The organism is Salmonella sp. 32120201201600049SM, assembly GCF_017572835.1.
In the GTDB taxonomy this organism is placed as follows: domain Bacteria; phylum Pseudomonadota; class Gammaproteobacteria; order Enterobacterales; family Enterobacteriaceae; genus Salmonella; species Salmonella enterica.
Map to the genome: position 1 here is coordinate 562,353 of NZ_JAGESA010000001.1, position 14,129 is coordinate 576,481.

At 52.0% G+C, this 14,129-nt stretch carries 17 protein-coding genes; 10 read left to right on the forward strand and 7 right to left on the reverse strand.

Annotated features, from left to right (window positions below):
• Nucleotides 1–59: 59 nt before the first annotated feature.
• Complete coding sequence (locus J4650_RS02790; protein ID WP_000369553.1) at nucleotides 60–596, reverse strand: XRE family transcriptional regulator; 537 nt, start codon at nucleotides 594–596, stop codon at nucleotides 60–62.
• Nucleotides 597–687: 91 nt separating this feature from the next.
• Between J4650_RS02790 and J4650_RS02795 the strand changes: the two genes are divergently transcribed.
• Nucleotides 688–1,866 carry a benzoate/H(+) symporter BenE family transporter gene (locus tag J4650_RS02795; RefSeq protein WP_001238501.1) on the forward strand — a complete coding sequence of 393 codons (1,179 nt, stop codon included), beginning with the start codon at nucleotides 688–690 and terminating at the stop codon, nucleotides 1,864–1,866.
• Nucleotides 1,867–1,919: 53 nt separating this feature from the next.
• Here the strand turns inward: J4650_RS02795 and J4650_RS02800 are convergent, their stop codons facing one another.
• The 3 genes from J4650_RS02800 to tehA all read right to left on the reverse strand — a co-directional run bounded on the left by J4650_RS02800 (nucleotide 1,920) and on the right by tehA (nucleotide 4,340).
• On the reverse strand, nucleotides 1,920–2,588 hold the full coding sequence (locus J4650_RS02800; RefSeq protein ID WP_001259025.1) for a DUF3313 domain-containing protein: 669 nt from the start codon (nucleotides 2,586–2,588) through the stop codon (nucleotides 1,920–1,922).
• 155 nt (nucleotides 2,589–2,743) lie between these two features.
• On the reverse strand, nucleotides 2,744–3,340 hold the full coding sequence (tehB, locus tag J4650_RS02805) for a tellurite resistance methyltransferase TehB (RefSeq protein WP_000218277.1): 597 nt from the start codon (nucleotides 3,338–3,340) through the stop codon (nucleotides 2,744–2,746).
• Nucleotides 3,327–4,340 (reverse strand): dicarboxylate transporter/tellurite-resistance protein TehA, encoded by a 1,014-nt coding sequence (gene tehA, locus J4650_RS02810; RefSeq protein WP_001243996.1) that lies wholly within the window; start codon nucleotides 4,338–4,340, stop codon nucleotides 3,327–3,329. Before tehA ends, tehB begins: the two co-directional genes overlap by 14 nt.
• Nucleotides 4,341–4,446: 106 nt before the next feature.
• Between tehA and ydcK the strand changes: the two genes are divergently transcribed.
• Entirely contained in the window at nucleotides 4,447–5,427 is a 981-nt protein-coding gene (ydcK, locus tag J4650_RS02815; protein WP_023993284.1) for a YdcK family protein, read from the forward strand.
• Here the strand turns inward: ydcK and rimL are convergent.
• A complete protein-coding gene (gene rimL / locus J4650_RS02820) occupies nucleotides 5,424–5,963 on the reverse strand; it encodes a 50S ribosomal protein L7/L12-serine acetyltransferase (protein WP_000229313.1) in 540 nt (179 codons plus the stop codon). The genes ydcK and rimL overlap by 4 nt on opposite strands.
• A 216-nt stretch (nucleotides 5,964–6,179) precedes the next feature.
• Between rimL and J4650_RS02825 the strand changes: the two genes are divergently transcribed.
• From J4650_RS02825 to aac(6'), 8 genes are all read left to right on the forward strand, one after another.
• Nucleotides 6,180–7,298 (forward strand): M42 family metallopeptidase, encoded by a 1,119-nt coding sequence (locus tag J4650_RS02825; RefSeq protein WP_000144625.1) that lies wholly within the window; start codon nucleotides 6,180–6,182, stop codon nucleotides 7,296–7,298.
• Nucleotides 7,295–7,576 carry a PTS sugar transporter subunit IIB SgcB gene (gene sgcB, locus J4650_RS02830; RefSeq protein WP_000976132.1) on the forward strand — a complete coding sequence of 94 codons (282 nt, stop codon included), beginning with the start codon at nucleotides 7,295–7,297 and terminating at the stop codon, nucleotides 7,574–7,576. The genes J4650_RS02825 and sgcB overlap by 4 nt, the downstream gene beginning before the upstream one ends.
• A 10-nt stretch (nucleotides 7,577–7,586) precedes the next feature.
• Nucleotides 7,587–8,900, forward strand: a complete 1,314-nt coding sequence (gene sgcC, locus J4650_RS02835) for a PTS sugar transporter subunit IIC SgcC (RefSeq protein ID WP_000460835.1) — start codon at nucleotides 7,587–7,589, stop codon at nucleotides 8,898–8,900.
• 13 nt (nucleotides 8,901–8,913) lie between these two features.
• Complete coding sequence (gene sgcQ, locus J4650_RS02840) at nucleotides 8,914–9,720, forward strand: BtpA family protein SgcQ (RefSeq protein WP_000118615.1); 807 nt, start codon at nucleotides 8,914–8,916, stop codon at nucleotides 9,718–9,720.
• A gap of 131 nt (nucleotides 9,721–9,851) precedes the next feature.
• Entirely contained in the window at nucleotides 9,852–10,289 is a 438-nt protein-coding gene (gene sgcA, locus J4650_RS02845) for an SgcA family PTS sugar transporter subunit IIA (RefSeq protein WP_000606454.1), read from the forward strand.
• Between the two features lie 11 nt (nucleotides 10,290–10,300).
• Nucleotides 10,301–10,933, forward strand: a complete 633-nt coding sequence (locus J4650_RS02850; protein WP_023195772.1) for a ribulose-phosphate 3 epimerase family protein — start codon at nucleotides 10,301–10,303, stop codon at nucleotides 10,931–10,933.
• 15 nt (nucleotides 10,934–10,948) lie between these two features.
• Nucleotides 10,949–11,740 (forward strand): DeoR/GlpR family DNA-binding transcription regulator, encoded by a 792-nt coding sequence (locus J4650_RS02855; protein ID WP_001682390.1) that lies wholly within the window; start codon nucleotides 10,949–10,951, stop codon nucleotides 11,738–11,740.
• A complete protein-coding gene (aac(6'), locus tag J4650_RS02860; RefSeq protein ID WP_023993285.1) occupies nucleotides 11,740–12,177 on the forward strand; it encodes a cryptic aminoglycoside N-acetyltransferase AAC(6')-Iy/Iaa in 438 nt (145 codons plus the stop codon). The genes J4650_RS02855 and aac(6') overlap by 1 nt, the downstream gene beginning before the upstream one ends.
• A 54-nt stretch (nucleotides 12,178–12,231) precedes the next feature.
• Here the strand turns inward: aac(6') and J4650_RS02865 are convergent, their stop codons facing one another.
• Both J4650_RS02865 and J4650_RS02870 read right to left on the reverse strand, forming a co-directional pair.
• Nucleotides 12,232–13,434 (reverse strand): lactate oxidase, encoded by a 1,203-nt coding sequence (locus J4650_RS02865; protein ID WP_000848084.1) that lies wholly within the window; start codon nucleotides 13,432–13,434, stop codon nucleotides 12,232–12,234.
• Nucleotides 13,435–13,445: 11 nt separating this feature from the next.
• Nucleotides 13,446–14,021 carry a YceI family protein gene (locus tag J4650_RS02870; RefSeq protein WP_023993286.1) on the reverse strand — a complete coding sequence of 192 codons (576 nt, stop codon included), beginning with the start codon at nucleotides 14,019–14,021 and terminating at the stop codon, nucleotides 13,446–13,448.
• Between the last annotated feature and the right edge of the window lie 108 nt (nucleotides 14,022–14,129).

Here is a 14,129-nt window from a genome sequence, read left to right on the forward strand (position 1 = left end):
AGCAGCGAAATGGCGGCTATTGTAGTCAGAAGCGCAAACTAACGAAATAGTTTTCCCGCTTAACCACGCGGGTAATGGATCAGCGAGTGAAAATGAACCGTCTGGTCACTGCTATTGCGATAGGTATGCGCCATATCACCGGCAAAACGCAATCCTTTACCGGCGTCTATGGTTTGCCATACCCCACCAGTACACATGTCCAGCCGACCCTGAATCACCACCACATGTTCGACAACGCCGGCTTTATGCGGCGTTGATTCGCTGACCGCGCCAGGCGCCAGCAATAGGGAAAAATAGTCAAAACAGAGTTCAGGATCCCATGGAAACAACGGTGTGATTACCATCGCTTGCTGCTGGGGATCGAAGGTCGGAGGAAATTCGGCCTGCGGCGGCGAAATAAACACTGAGAATGGAACGTTCAGGCCCGTCGCAATTTTCCACAGCGTTGCGACTGTCGGGCTGGATTCATTACGCTCTATCTGCCCTAACATGGCTTTTGAGACGCCGGAGATCTCCGCCAGACGCGATAAACTCCAGCCTCGCTGATGGCGTAACGTTCTTAACGTGGTCGCCAGATAGTGTGTCAGGTTATCCATTTTTCCCCCCTGTAAGGCCATAGCGTATCACTTGTACGCTATAACGCACAATGCTACATTGACTGACCGTTATAACGCACAAGAGGCGATCATGCGTCTGTTATCACTGCCGTTACCTACTGTATTATCTGGTCTGGTCGCCGTTCTGGTCGGCTATGCGAGTTCCGCCGCCATTATCTGGCAGGCGGCGCTTGCCGCTGGCGCAACACCCGCAGAGATCGCCGGCTGGATGACCGCCCTCGGTATAGCCATGGGCATAAGCACACTAACGTTAACCTTGTGGTATCGTGCGCCGGTTTTAACCGCCTGGTCAACGCCTGGCGCCGCCCTGTTGGTGACAGGGCTTCAGGGATTATCGTTGCCAGATGCCGTGGGCATATTCATTGTCGCCAATGCCCTGATTGTGCTGTGCGGCGTCACGGGATTGTTTGCGCGTTTGATGCGGATAATCCCCCATTCTCTTGCCGCTGCAATGCTGGCGGGAATACTGCTACGCTTCGGCCTGCAGGCGTTCGGGACGCTCAACGGAGAGTTTGTCATGTGCGGCGGTATGCTATTGGCGTGGCTACTCTTTAAAGTATTCGCGCCCCGCTATGCCGTTATTGCTGCCATGGTGATGGGAATAACGGTGGCGCTCATCCAGGGTAAGGTGGCGATGAGCGGTATTCATTTCGCGCCGGTGTGGCCCACCTTCGTTCCCCCCCACTTTTCATTCGCTCAAAGCCTGAGCGTCGCGGTACCGCTCTTCCTGGTGACGATGGCATCGCAAAACGCCCCCGGCGTCGCCACAATGAAGGCGTCTGGCTATCAGCTTCCTGTCTCTCCGTTAATGATTTTTACCGGATTGCTGGCGCTGCTGCTTTCGCCATTTGGCGTTTATTCTATCTGCATTGCCGCCATTACAGCCGCCATTTGTCAAAGCCCGGACGCGCACCCCGATCCAACGCGTCGCTGGTTAGCGGCCGCCGCCGCAGGCGTTTTTTATTTACTTGCCGGGTGGTTTGGCGGTTCGATAACCGCGCTGATGGTCGCCCTGCCGGTTAGCTGGGTGCAAATGCTGGCTGGTCTGGCACTGTTAAGTACGATTAGCGGTAGTCTGTATCAGGCGCTTACTCACGAAAGTGAGCGTGACGCGGCAGTTATCGCATTTCTCGTCACCGCCAGCGGGCTAACGCTGATGGGCATCGGATCGGCATTCTGGGGGTTGATCGCTGGCGGGATAGGCTACGCAGTATTAACGAGAACGCGCCGCCCATCGTTGTCTGGCTGATGGTGACCGCTAATCTGCCGGGGTTTGCGCCATCTTACGATGGCGCCGCAGAATTATTTTTTGTTAACGTCAAACATAGAGGTATCCGTCGCCATATCATCCACGACCTGTTTCAACGTCTCAAACGCCATTGGCGTACTGGAATTGCTCAGGTCTTTACCTTCACCCTGACGTACTACCTTGACGACCGGCTTGTTGGTCGCGGCATCTATCAGCTCACCCTCAAAATAGAGGTGGGTATCCATGGTCCGGTGGCCTGTCGCCATTTGCGTGCCCGCCACAATCAGCGCTACAGGGATTACCTCATAGAATTGCAGCCCTTCTTTGCTGGTATCCACGCCCGTAATCGCCCCGCGGAAAATCAAACTGCGCGGCCCTGGCGTCGTGACCAGCGGTTTGCGCTGTTCAATTGCTGATTTTACTTTAGTGTTCGTATAAGCCAGCAGTTTATCAAGAACTTGCTGCCCGACCTGGGTCGTTGGTTTGGGGACGGGATAGTATGTTATCGGATTGTAAACAATACTGTCATAGTTAGAGTCATTGAAATGTGGATCTACCCAGCGCAACACCGGTTTCCCCGTGGCGGAGGTAGTTTCCTGCAGGTCCGAATAATTTTTTAAGAATCCAGAATACTTATCCGGCTGTGTGACTTTAGACGCACAGCCGGATAACGCCAGCAAGCCAGTAAGCACTGCAACTTTAAATAAAGTATGAGTACGCATGAAACGATCCCTTTAGTCTTCGCAATGATGCAAAGGAAATAATAGCAAAACGAAATCATTCTGGATGCACTAAAAATGGTAACGACAGCACAATTTGAACGCGGCGCCCGACAAAAAAATGCCGAACGCTGCGAGACTTACAGAACTTGCATCGCTCAGGCCGTTTTTCTCGCCAGCATCGTAGCAAAGCGCAGTTTGATACGGTTGCCGTTTTCGTCCGTGCGGTGAAGCTCGCCGACATCTTCGTTGTATTTCAGCATGTCCCATCCTTCGTAATAGCGGCGTAATTCGCCTTCTTTAAAAGCGAACGGGAATCCCACCGTACAGGGAAAGTCCGGCGTATCCATTGCCGCAACAATCAAATTATACCCGCCGGTTTTTGTGCAGCGTTGCATATTGGCAATTAAACCGGGAATGGTTTGCGCCTCAAGAAACATCATAACCACCGTCGAGAGAATAAAATCGTACTCGCCGTCAAAGGTCAGTGTATTCAGATCGACAATGTCGGTTTGCAGATTATCCAGCCCCTCTGCCGCTTTAATACGCTCAAGGTTAGCCATACTGGCCGGATTTTTATCCCACGCGGTAACGTCATAACCGTTCGCGGCCAGATACAGACTATTGCGGCCATTGCCGCATCCCAAATCCAGCGTTCGGCCCGGCGCGACAACCTTTGCCGCCGCCAGCACATCCGAATGCGTGCGGGTTAATCCGTATTTCTCAGTAAAGTAATTTTCGTCACGAACGGTCATTTTTTTCCTCCGTTTTCAACAGTGCAGCGCGCTCAGTGCGAATAAGCAACGTCCCCTGCACCAGCAATAGAAATGTACGAACCAGCAATAAGGCGATAATAGCGTTAGTGAAAATAAACAGCGGGACGGCCAGAATATGAAAAAGCCCTGATTCACTACCGTGACCAAGATGTAACCCCGTGGTCGCCAGCGCGGAAACGCCGAACGAAAAACTCCAGAAGGAAGCATTAAACGGTTGTGATAAATACCAGGGCATTAATCGCAGCATAAATAAAAGCTGTAACAGACCGTAGCCGAATAGCATTTTCGCCAGCGTGTCGCCCTCCCCGCCATTGACGCTCAGCCAGGCGCTACAGGCGACCAGAGCAGGCGCCAGTTGGATACCCAGCGACGTACGCAGCACCGCCGGTAATTCGCCGCAGCTACGCAGTCGCTGCAAAATAACCGGCTCCAGACTTAACCACGAAAAGACGCCTGCGCCTAAAAACACCAGTCCGGCATCATTGTAACCGAGCGCTCCACAGGCCATAGCGCTGATAAAATTATTCGCTACCGTGGGCAGATAAAGTCCTGGGGTTGTCGCTTCTTCCGGATGCGCTCCGCGCCAAAGTCCCGCCGTCTGCCAGGCGGCATACGCCAGTTGTATGACGACCCCCACGCTGAATAGCGCAACGGCCAACGGGCGATACCAGGGAACGAAACCGATCGCGACCAGCATCGTGGTGGCGGGAAACAGGCTGACAAAACTGCTCATTACCGGATGTCGCACTTCAGCCATCACGCTATGGGGAAAGCGCACCAGACGGCTAAGGAACGCCAGGGTCAAGAGTGCCCAAATAATCATCGCCAGGATCACCATGATGTCGCCGGGCCAGTGGCTTATTGCCCATATCTGGCTGGCATAACGCCAGGCGAATCCCATACCGATAGTGCCAAGGACGATGCCAAAATAGCCCGCAGGCAGATTGAGCACGCGATCGCTCTGCTTGTGATTACGCATTTTGTTTAATTTATAAAGTATATTTGAAATGAATTTTATGGAATTTCTGGTTGTTTCGCCAGTACCTTTGCTACGGTTATCTTAATCGTTCACACGGAATTTCCCTATGATCAAATATCGACTGAGTGAAGAACCTCGTGCTTTTACTTATCAGGTAGACGGTGAGAAGAAAAGCGTCTTATTACGACAAGTTATTGCCGTAACGGATTTTAACGATGTTAAAGCCGGAACCTCCGGCGGCTGGGTTGATGCCGATAATGTGCTGTCACAACAGGGGGATTGCTGGATTTATGATGAAAACGCGATGGCCTTTGCGGGCACGGAAATTACGGGTAACGCGCGTATCACGCAGCCGTGCACGCTCTACAATAACGTGCGAATAGGCGATAACGTCTGGATTGATCGCGCTGATATCAGCGATGGCGCGCGGATAAGTGACAACGTCACCATTCAGTCCTCTTCCGTGCGCGGAGAGAGTGCGATTTATGGCGATGCCCGCGTGTTAAACCAGTCAGAAATTCTCGCCGTTCAGGGACTAACGCATGAACATGCGCAGATTTTACAAATTTACGATCGCGCCACCGTGAACCATTCGCGGATTGTCCATCAGGTACAGCTTTATGGCGACGCCACTATCACACACGCTTTTATTGAGCACCGGGCGGAGGTCTTTGATTTCGCGCTCATCGAAGGCAACAAAGACAATAATGTCTGGATCTGTGACTGCGCCAAAGTCTATGGCCATGCGCGGGTTATCGCCGGCACAGAGGAAGATGCGATCCCTACCCTTCGCTACAGCTCGCAGGTAGCGGAACATGCATTAATCGAAGGCAACTGTGTGTTAAAACATCATGTGCTGGTAGGCGGACATGCTGAGGTACGCGGAGGCCCGATTTTACTGGACGACCGCGTGCTGATTGAAGGCCAGGCCTGTATACAGGGCGAAATTCTGATTGAGCACCAGGTCGAGATTAGCGGACGGGCGGCGGTGATAGCCTTTGACGGCAATACTATTCACCTGCGCGGCCCAAAAGTGATCAATGGCGAGGATCGTATTACGCGTACCCCCTTAGTCGGTTCCCTTTAATCCGCATCAATAATGCGGGCATACATATTAACGTCGTGATAGTCGCCGTTAAGATACTCCGCCTGCTTCATACAGCCTTCCAGCGTAAAATGGTTGCGCCGTGCGACTGCGTTACTGGCCTGATTATCAACGCGGCATTTAATGACGAAGCGCCGAATATCGCCGCGCCGGGCATAATGTGTCATCAGCGCCTGTAATGATTGCGACATTATCCCTTGTCCCTGGAGGGACTCATCCAGCCAGTAACCGATATAGGCGGCTTTGTTTACCGGTTCGATGGCATTAAATGAGAGTACGCCCGCCATCTCATTCTGGCAGAAAATCAGGTACATTTTGGCGTAACCACGCTGGTGCAACAGTATATTACCCTGCACATGCTTACGCGTTTCCTCCTGCGACGTGACATATTGCGGCCAGTCGAGCGACTGTTGTAGCCACACTTTGTTTTTGAGTACCAGTTGGTGCAGCGCCGGAACATGACTTTCATCTGCCGCTCGCAGTTCCAGCGTCGTGCTAACAGGAATAATTTCCACCATTGCGTTGCCCTTCTTCGTTGTTGGTCGTGATCACATAAATAGCCTGGTTTACCGATAACCCGCAGGTGATATGAGCGTTTTTATTGTATCGCCATCACATTATTTTTTATTGGCCATATTTAGCGTATTTCCGCGTGACACATTTCACACTTATCCAACCATTCTCCGCCTATAAAACGCTCAACGACTGATTGTTTTATCACCACGGAGACGCCAATGACCTTTTCTGTGCAGGAAACGCTTTTTTCTTTACTGCGGCTAAACGGGATTTCAGGACATGAAAGCAGTATTGCAAACGTTATGCAGCACGCGTTTGAACAGCAGGCCAAAGACGTCTGGCGGGATCGCTTAGGCAATGTCGTCGCCCGTTATGGCAGCGATAAATCTGACGCGCTTCGCCTGATGATTTTTGCGCATATGGATGAAGTGGGTTTTATGGTACGCAAGATCGAACCCTCCGGTTTTTTACGTTTTGAACGCGTGGGCGGCCCGGCGCAAATTACTATGCCCGGTTCGATTGTGACGCTTGCCGGACGTTCAGGCGATATCATGGGCTGTATCGGTATTAAAGCATATCACTTCGCGAAGGGTGACGAGCGCACCCAGCCACCCGCTCTCGATAAACTCTGGATTGATATCGGCGCAAAAGATAAAGCGGATGCCGAACGAATGGGTATTCAGGTGGGGACGCCAGTAACCCTTTACAACCCGCCGCACTGTCTGGGCAACGATCTGGTATGCAGTAAGGCGCTGGATGACAGGCTGGGGTGTACGGCGCTACTGGGCGTCGCCGAGGCTCTCGCCTCCACACCGCTCGATATCGCGGTATTCCTGGTCGCGTCGGTACAGGAAGAGTTCAATATTCGCGGTATTGTTCCCGTTTTACGACGCGTGCGCCCCGACCTGGCGATTGGTATTGATATCACCCCCTCCTGCGACACGCCTGATCTGCAGGATTACTCAGATGTGCGGGTCAACCACGGCGTCGGCATCACCTGTCTGAACTATCACGGACGCGGTACGTTGGCGGGACTGATTACGCCGCCGCGTTTGCTGCGGATGCTGGAGACCACCGCGCACGAAAATAATATTCCCGTACAGCGAGAAGTCGCGCCAGGCGTCATCACCGAAACCGGCTACATTCAGGTTGAACTGGACGGTATTCCCTGCGCCAGTCTTTCTATTCCCTGCCGCTATACCCACTCGCCAGCCGAAGTCGCCAGCCTGCGCGACCTGGCTGATTGTATCCGTTTACTGACTGCGCTGGCCAACATGTCGCCAGAACAGTTTCCCATTGAGCCTGAAACAGGCGCTACACAAGAGGCACGACCATGATGAAGAAGATCCTTGTGGCATGTGGTACCGGCATGTCGACATCAACCATGATTGCACAAAAACTGCAGGACTTTCTTGCGGAGCAAGGCATTGCGGCAACCACGGCGCAATGTTGTCTGAATGAGATCCCGTTGAACTGTAACGGTATGGATCTCATCGTAACGTCCATGCGTACGCACAGTGACTATGGCATCCCGACGCTCAACGGCGCCGCCCTGCTGACAGGCATCAACGACGACGCATTAAAACAAGAAATCAAGGCGCTGTTAACACAATAAAGGGGGCATTATGTTTGATTACATCCTGTCTCTCGGCGGCACCGTTTTTGTGCCCATCATTATGATTATCATCGGCTTAATCTTTCGTATTCCCTGGCTGCAGGCAGTGAAAGCCGGGGTGACGGTCGGCATCGGTTTTGTCGGCATGGGGTTGGTGATCGTCATGGCGATCGACAGTCTCAGTCCGCCGATTAAAGTGATGATTGAGCGTTTTGGCCTGACGCTGCATGTGTTTGACGTCGGCGCCGGGCCCGCATCCGGCGTCGGCTATGCGACGGCCATCGGCGCGATGATCATTCCCGTTATCTTTCTGCTCAACGTCGGTATGCTGGTGACTCGTCTGACCAAAACCATGAACGTTGATATTTATAACTACTGGCACTACGCCATTACCGGAACGGTCGTCCAGTTGATGACCGGCAGTCTGATTTATGGCGTACTGGGCGCGATTTGTCACGCCGCCTTGTCGTTGAAAATGGCCGACTGGACGGCGAAACGAGTACAGAACATTGTGGGTCTGGAAGGGATTTCTATTCCGCAAGGGTATGGCTCCAGTTCCGTGCCGTTGTTCGTATTGCTGGATGCAATATACGAAAAAATACCGTTTATGAAAGGACGCAATATTGACGCTCAGGAGATCCAAAAACGGTATGGGATGGTCGGCGACCCGGTGATCATTGGCGTTGTTCTCGGGCTGATCTTCGGACTTGCCGCAGGCGAAGGCTTTAAAGGGTGCGCAACCTTAATGATTACCGTAGCGGCGATTATGGTGCTGTTTCCGCGCATGATTCGCCTTATCGTTGAGGGATTAATGCCCATTTCCGACGGCGCGCGTAAGTTCTTCCAGAAACACTTTAAAGGGCGCGAAGTCTTTATCGGTCTGGATACCGCAGTGACGTTAGGCCACCCGACCACCATCGCGGTTGGACTGCTGTTAATTCCCATCATGTTAATTCTGGCGAGCATACTGCCGGGCAATAAAGTCCTGCCGCTGGCTGATTTACCGGTTGCGCCGTTTTTTATCTGCATGGCCACGGTTATTCATCGCGGCGATCTGATTCGTACTCTGCTCAGCGGCATCATTGTCATGATTACCGTTTTGCTGATCGCCACCCAGTTCGCGCCGTACTTTACCGATATGGCGCTCAAAGGCGGCTTTAGCTTCGCCGCTGAAAACGCGCAAATTACCGCGCTGTCGGTGGGAAATATGTTTGGCTGGTCAATATCTGAATTGATGTCGCTGGGCATGATTGGCGTGGTTATTGTGGTCGGCATTGTCGCCAGCATCATACTTGTCTTACGTAAACGTGAACTACCGGAATAAGGAGCAACCCAGAATGAGTTGGCTAAAAGAGGTAATAGGAACAGAAAAAGCCGTTATCGCCATGTGCCATTTACGGGCGTTGCCGGGCGATCCCGGGTTCGATACCAGGAAAGGCATGAACTGGGTAATTGACCGCGCCCATGACGATTTAATGGCGCTACAAAATGGCGGCGTGGATGCGGTGATGTTCTCCAACGAATTTAGTCTGCCTTATTTAACGAAAGTCAGACCGGAAACGACTGCCGCTATGGCAAGAATTATCGGTCAGTTAATGAGTGAAATTCGCGTACCGTTTGGGGTAAACGTGTTGTGGGACCCTGTGGCCTCGTTTGATTTGGCAATGGCGACCGACGCAAAATTTATTCGCGAAATTTTCACCGGCGCTTACGCCAGCGATTTTGGCGTCTGGGATACGAATGTCGGCGAAACCATTCGCCATCAGCATCGCATCGGCGCAGGCCACGTGAAAACGCTGTTTAACATCGTGCCGGAAGCGGCGGTGTATCTGGGAAACCGGGATGTCTGTTCAATTGCGAAATCGACCGTATTTAACAATAACCCCGATGCCCTGTGCGTCTCGGGGCTGACGGCGGGCGCTCGCACGGATAGCGCCATACTGAAGCGAGTAAAAGAGACCGTCCCCGACACGGTCGTGCTGGCGAATACCGGGGTGTGTCTGGAAAACGTCGAGGAGCAGCTCTGCATTGCCGACGGATGCGTAACGGCAACCACATTTAAAAAAGACGGCGTCTTCGCCAACTTTGTCGACCAGGCGCGCGTGGCGAAGTTTATGGAGAAAGTACGCCATATCCGACAATAAAATGGGGATAAGCAAAACGCTTATCCCCTGCAGAGAGCGATAACTCTTCTGCCGATCTCCGTCGCCTTCGCCAAAAGACACGCCGGGGATCGGTTCCAGAGTAACCCGAACCGGCAAGGAGTCAACGATCGATGATTAATGATGTTAAGTGGGTTCAGGCGCAACGCCATGCCAGCGACTGGCGACACGCGCTGGATATCGCCGTTCGTCCGCTGATTACCTTCGGCGCGGCGGCCCCCTGCTACCTGGACGGTATTATTGAGAACACCCTTAAATGGGGGCCATATTATCTTATCGCGCCGGGGATTGCGCTGCCCCATGCCAGACCAGAGCAAGGCGCTAACCATAATCAAATCAGCGTCACTACGTTAGCAACGCCGGTCGCTTTCGGTAATGCGGATTGCGATCCCATCTGGCTGTTGCTTTGCGCCAGCGCCACGGATGCCGAAGCACATATTCGCACCATTCAACGCATCAGCCAGTGGCTCGACTCGCCGGAAAGCGTCGCGATGCTGCAAGATGCGCCAAATGATGCCGCGCTTTTCGCGCAATTAACCGCATTGCGCTGATGGAGGTTTCGATGATCCTGCACCCTTCACTGGCCTCCGCCGATCCGCTGCGCTATGCCGAGGCGTTGACCGCTTTACACGATGCGCCCCTCGGCTCGCTGCATCTGGATATCGAAGATACCAGTTTCATCAACAATATTACCTTCGGTATGAAAACCATTCAGGCAGTCGCACAATACACTCGCCATCCGCTCTCATTTCACCTGATGGTCTCATCGCCGCAACGCTGGTTACCCTGGCTTGCAGCTATCCGCCCCGGCTGGATTTTCATTCATGCCGAAAGCGTACAAAACCCCTCGGAGATTCTGGCGGATATTCGCGCTATCGGGGCGAAAGCAGGACTGGCGCTTAACCCGGCAACGCCGCTATTGCCTTATCGTTATCTGGCATTGCAACTGGATGCGCTGATGATCATGACCAGCGAACCCGACGGGCGCGGACAGCAATTTATCGCCGCGATGTGTGAAAAGGTGAGCCAGAGCAGAGAGCATTTCCCTGCTGCGGAATGCTGGGCGGACGGCGGTATTACACTTCGCGCCGCACGGCTGCTTGCCGCCGCAGGCGCACAGCATCTGGTGATTGGCCGGGCGTTGTTCACGACGGCGAACTATGATGTGACGTTGTCACAATTCACCGCGCTATAAAGGAGTCATATGCTGATGAGCCAACAGCGCCCCGACCGTATCAAACAGATGTTGCATTACCTTTGGCAACACAGGCACCTCTCAACCCAACAAGCTATTGAGCTTTTTGGCTATGCAGAGGCAACCGTGCGCCGGGATTTTCACTATATCGCCAGCCGTTATCCCGGAATGGTTCGCGGCCATGGTTGTATTGACTTCGACGACAGTACGGAAGATAAAGAATATGTTTTCGACGTTAAGCGAACGTTACAAAGCGAGGCGAAACGCGAAATCGCCGCCCTCGCCCGCACGTTCATCAAGGATGGAGACTGCTTTTTTCTCGACTCCGGCTCCACCTGTCTGGAACTGGCAAAATGTCTGGTCGACGCCAAAGTAAAAGTCATTTGCAATGACATCAAAATCGCTAACGAACTGGGTGGCTTCCCACACGTAGAGAGCTACATTATTGGCGGACTGATTCGCCCCGGTTACTTTTCGGTGGGCGAGAGTCTGGCGCTGGAGATGATTAACGCCTTTGCCGTTGAACGCGCCTTTATCTCCTGCGATGCGCTGTCGATTGAAACGGGCATCACCAACGCTACCATGTTTGAAGTGGGCGTTAAAACGCGCATTATTCAGCGCTCACGCGAGGTCATATTGATGGCCGATCACTCAAAGTTTGATACTGTAGAACCCCATGCGGTGGCGACGCTGTCCTGTATTACTACCATCCTTAGCGACAGCGCGCTCCCGTCTGCTATCGCCCGACGTTATCAGCAGGCGGGGTGCCGTCTCATCATGCCAGACCCCTCATCAGGAGCGCGTTAATGGACATCAGGCAAATGAACAAAACCAATCTGGAGCACTGGCGCGGATTGCGAAAACAGCTCTGGCCCGGTCACCCGGATGACGCCCATCTGGCAGACGGCGAAGAAATCCTGCAAGCCGATCATCTGGCATCATTTATTGCGATGGCAGACGGGGTGGCGATTGGCTTTGCGGATGCCTCAATCCGCCACGATTATGTTAATGGCTGTGACAGTTCGCCCGTGGCTTTCCTTGAAGGTATTTTTGTTCTCCCCTCGTTCCGTCAACGCGGCGTAGCGAAACAATTGATTGCAGCGGTGCAACGATGGGGAACGAATAAAGGGTGTCGGGAAATGGCCTCCGATACCACGCCGGAAAATACAATTTCCCAGAAAGTTCACCAGGCGTTAGGATTTGAGGAAACAGAGCGCGTCATTTTCTACCGAAAGCGTTGTTGAGGAAAATCACACAGGAAAAGGTCGGGTATAATACCCGACCTCTATATTACTGTATTACTGTGGCAGATCTTTTTCAGTTAACAAGCGTGTCGTTTTCACTTGTTCAATATTCCTGGCGCCACCCAACATCATGTTAATTGTCAGCTCTTTGTTTAGCTGTTCAATCACTGATGCCACACCCTGAGCGCCGCCAAGATTAAGACCGTATAATACAGGTCGGCCAACCGCCACAATATCCGCCCCGCTGGCTAACGCCTTGAATACGTGCGAACCACGGCGTACTCCACTGTCAAAAATAACAGGCACTCGCTTGTTGACGACTTTTGCAATCGCAGGAAGCATATCGAATGAGGACGGCCCGCTGTCTAATTGACGGCCACCATGATTAGAAACCCATATTCCTGCGGCCCCAGCCTGGATAGCAATTTCAGCATCCTCCGGCGACTGAATGCCTTTTACAATAACCGGCAGACCGGAAATACGATGTACATAGGCAATATCCTCCGGCGTAAAGGCTTGTTTAGCCTGCGCGTAAATTTCACTTATCCCTGCCCCTTTGCCGGTTTTTGAACCATCGTCATTTTTCCTGGCGAACATTTCCAGGTTTGCAAAACCCAGCGGGAACTGGAAGTTATTTTTAATATCTTCTTCCCGATAACCGCCGACAGGTGAATCTACGGTCAGAATAATCGCTTTAGCGCCATGTTTTACCGCTTGTGCAAGAATAAATTCGTTAAATTGATTATTCTTACTCATATAAAGCTGGAAGAAGAACGGGTTTTTCCCGGAAACGTTAGCCACCTCTTCGATGGTCTTGTTGCCATAAGTGCTCAACGAGAAAATCGAACCGACCTGCGCCATGCCTTTCGCCGTCGCCAACTCTCCGGAGGCGTGGGCCAGGCCCTGCGCCGCCATCGGTGCCTGGATTATAGGCGTTTTAAGCGGAATACCCAGTAGCTGCGTTGATAAATCGATCTCTTTTAACTCAATGCCCTGTAATACGCGCGGCATAATATATTTTTTGTCAAAGCTTTCGGTGTTGCTGCGAAGGTTATTCTCATCTTCGGCTCCACCGCGAATATAACCAAATGCCCCTTTCTCCATTCTGGCCTGAACGCGCGCTTCCAGAGAGGCTACGTTCGTCATTTTTATTGCTTTTTCGTCCGTGCTGGCTTTGTACTCTTCAGCATAAGCCAGGCCTGATGTTGCCAACATTGCCAGCGAGGCCACTACCCGAATGAGGTGATGAGTTTTCATCATTATTCCCTTTATTGCTTAACCGCTTCTGCCTGGATTTTTATATCGACAACTTTCGTCATCCCCATATCGACCAGATAATCTATCCCCCACTGGGTGCGATCTATTTGCGTGACAAAATCACCACCGCAAACCTGCGCCTTGAATATCGGGCTCATATAACAGCCAAACTTGGTGGTGGTTAAGGTGACGGGCTTAGTTACTCCCTTCATTGTTAACAAACCGTCAATAGAAACTGGTTTATTATCTTCAAAATGCCATTTTGTCGATTTAAATACTATTTCTGGATATTTTTCCGCATCCAGAATATCGCTACTGCGAATATGGTTATCAAACGCATCCACCCCGGTATTTAAGGCGCTCACGGGAATCGTCACGCGCATCTCTGCATCTTGCTTTTCCGGCTGATATTTCAGGTCGCCGCTAATAGCATAAAACCCGCCATGATTGGTTGAGGTCTGGAAATGATCGATATTAAATACCGCATTGGTATGCGTATTATCAAATTTATATACATCTGCATGAGCAGCACTTAATAAACCCAGAGACAGGAGAGCACCAAGAAAACTCTTTTTCATTATATTCACTTTATATCTTAAATAAGGTGAAGTTATCTTAATGTTCCCTGTCCGCAGGATCGAGAGGGATAAACAGGAAGGACTGTTGCAAAAATAGAACGATGGAAAGGCCGTGTC

What these genes read in the sequence shown, in the direction of transcription:
- J4650_RS02790 (WP_000369553.1), bottom strand. Translation starts at nt 596, where the DNA reads ATGGATAACCTGACACACTATCTGGCGACCACGTTAAGAACGTTACGC.
- J4650_RS02795 (WP_001238501.1), top strand. Translation starts at nt 688, where the DNA reads ATGCGTCTGTTATCACTGCCGTTACCTACTGTATTATCTGGTCTGGTC.
- J4650_RS02800 (WP_001259025.1), bottom strand. Translation starts at nt 2,588, where the DNA reads ATGCGTACTCATACTTTATTTAAAGTTGCAGTGCTTACTGGCTTGCTG.
- tehB (WP_000218277.1), bottom strand. Translation starts at nt 3,340, where the DNA reads ATGACCGTTCGTGACGAAAATTACTTTACTGAGAAATACGGATTAACC.
- tehA (WP_001243996.1), bottom strand. Translation starts at nt 4,340, where the DNA reads ATGCGTAATCACAAGCAGAGCGATCGCGTGCTCAATCTGCCTGCGGGC.
- ydcK (WP_023993284.1), top strand. Translation starts at nt 4,447, where the DNA reads ATGATCAAATATCGACTGAGTGAAGAACCTCGTGCTTTTACTTATCAG.
- rimL (WP_000229313.1), bottom strand. Translation starts at nt 5,963, where the DNA reads ATGGTGGAAATTATTCCTGTTAGCACGACGCTGGAACTGCGAGCGGCA.
- J4650_RS02825 (WP_000144625.1), top strand. Translation starts at nt 6,180, where the DNA reads ATGACCTTTTCTGTGCAGGAAACGCTTTTTTCTTTACTGCGGCTAAAC.
- sgcB (WP_000976132.1), top strand. Translation starts at nt 7,295, where the DNA reads ATGATGAAGAAGATCCTTGTGGCATGTGGTACCGGCATGTCGACATCA.
- sgcC (WP_000460835.1), top strand. Translation starts at nt 7,587, where the DNA reads ATGTTTGATTACATCCTGTCTCTCGGCGGCACCGTTTTTGTGCCCATC.
- sgcQ (WP_000118615.1), top strand. Translation starts at nt 8,914, where the DNA reads ATGAGTTGGCTAAAAGAGGTAATAGGAACAGAAAAAGCCGTTATCGCC.
- sgcA (WP_000606454.1), top strand. Translation starts at nt 9,852, where the DNA reads ATGATTAATGATGTTAAGTGGGTTCAGGCGCAACGCCATGCCAGCGAC.
- J4650_RS02850 (WP_023195772.1), top strand. Translation starts at nt 10,301, where the DNA reads ATGATCCTGCACCCTTCACTGGCCTCCGCCGATCCGCTGCGCTATGCC.
- J4650_RS02855 (WP_001682390.1), top strand. Translation starts at nt 10,949, where the DNA reads ATGAGCCAACAGCGCCCCGACCGTATCAAACAGATGTTGCATTACCTT.
- J4650_RS02865 (WP_000848084.1), bottom strand. Translation starts at nt 13,434, where the DNA reads ATGAAAACTCATCACCTCATTCGGGTAGTGGCCTCGCTGGCAATGTTG.